The 1,746-nt window shown below is 36.7% G+C and carries 2 protein-coding genes; both read left to right on the top strand.

What is annotated here, in order from left to right:
* A partial coding sequence (locus F6K22_RS40150; RefSeq protein WP_293110681.1) for a sulfite exporter TauE/SafE family protein occupies positions 1–403 on the top strand: 403 nt, incomplete at its 5' end.
* 499 nt (positions 404–902) lie between these two features.
* A partial coding sequence (locus F6K22_RS40145) for a CHAD domain-containing protein (RefSeq protein ID WP_293110680.1) occupies positions 903–1,746 on the top strand: 844 nt, incomplete at its 3' end.

The following is a 1,746-nucleotide window of genomic DNA, read 5'->3' as shown; positions in this document are numbered from 1 at the left end:
GCAGAATGAATTACCACATTCACCTCAAAATCATGGGTTGGCAATGATGCTGGAAGGGTTAGGTATAGGAACTATAACAGGTTTTGTAGGTATTGGTGGGGGTTTTGTGATTATTCCAGCGTTGGTGCTTTTGGGTGGAATTCCCATGAAGGAAGCGATCGGTACGTCGTTACTGATTATTGCTTTTAAGTCCGTAACGGGGTTTACAGGTTATTTAGACCAAGTGGTTTTGAATTTTAATTTAATTGTTTCTTTTACACTTGCCGCAGGAGTTGGTACTGTTAGTGGCGCTTATTTAACTAAGTTGATTGAAGCCAAAGAACTTAAGAAGGGGTTTAGTTTTTTTGTTTTTGCTATAGCAGTTTTGATTTTAACTCAACGTTTGATTTTTGATTTAGGATGATATAGCAAACATTTAGGAAAAGACGAGATATTGTTGCCTTTAATTCAAAAGTTTAATACTTATTCAATAACTTCTAAGGGACTTCCAAATAAAAAACATACAATTACCCTAAATTTAGAGAATAGGGAGCAGGGAGTGGGGAATAGAGGTAGCGAAACAAAGAGATCTAGTTCAAAAATTAGATAATTTAGAAGCTGTTTGAGAAGTGCTGCATGGAACCGATGAATCCGCGCAAACCTAACCCCCCTGCCCCCTTCTAGGGAAGGGAATAGGGGTTTCAAAGCCTCTCTCCTCGTAGGAGAGAGGTTTGGAGAGAGGTTTTTATGAGTTTACAAACAGTTTCTTATTGTTTGCTATTCCCTAAGTATTACTCCGATTTAACTTGATCCAATAATTTGAAAAAAAAAATTGTTAATAAGTAACAAAAAGTGTTATTATAATAGTTTTGCAGAATGTTGTAAGCATGACTGCCAAAGTTGAGTTAGGGTGACAATTAACTATGACAACACAAGTATTGCCTAAAGTCAATAGTCTTGGAGACTGGGCATCCTTAGCCTTTGAAAAGCATTTTCAGAAGACTCTGAAACATGAACCAGAGGTACTAAAAGATCGAGACCCAGAGGAACTGCATCAAATGCGAGTGGGTATGCGTCGTTTGCGCTCTGCGGCTCAAGGTTTTAGACCTGTTGTAACTTTGCCGAAAGCTGCTCAAGATCGAAAAATTGGTAAAATTGCTCGTTGTTTAGGGGGTTTAAGGGATTTAGATGTGCTTTTAGAAGCTCTAGAAAATCGCTATAAACCAAATTTACCTACTCAAGAACAAGTCGAGCTGGATAAGGCTATGCAGCAGTTGCGAAAACAGCGTCGCCAAGCTTTTAAAAAAGTACGAGCAATACTCGGAGATAAGAGTTATCTAATGTTGAAACAGAAATTGCAGGAGTGGTTAGATAGCCCAATTTATACAGATATTTCTCTACTACCAATTCAAGAAGTATTACCAGATTTATTATTACCTGAAATTAGTCAATTATTTCTTCATCCTGGTTGGTTAGTCGGGGTAGAAAAAGAGGATGTAGAAACAAGCGATAATCAGGATTTCTTGCTACAAAAAACTAATTCTAAATATCAAGTCGTGAAAATTAAGAATGATAATTATTCTATAAGTATTAGTGATACTGAGGAGGAAAACCTACATAGTTTGCGCAAAGAAGTAAAGCGGGTTCGTTACCAAATGAGTTTATTTACTGAATTTTATGGTCCAACTTATGAAGCTTATCTAAAAGATATGAAAGACATCCAGGAATATCTTGGTGATATTCAAGATAGTGCAGTTTTAAGAGAAT

Source organism: Okeania sp. SIO2F4 (assembly GCF_010672385.1).
Taxonomy (GTDB): Bacteria; Cyanobacteriota; Cyanobacteriia; order Cyanobacteriales; family Microcoleaceae; genus Trichodesmium.
Note: the sequence above shows the minus strand (reverse complement) of the source record. Positions and strands in the feature narration are given on the sequence as shown.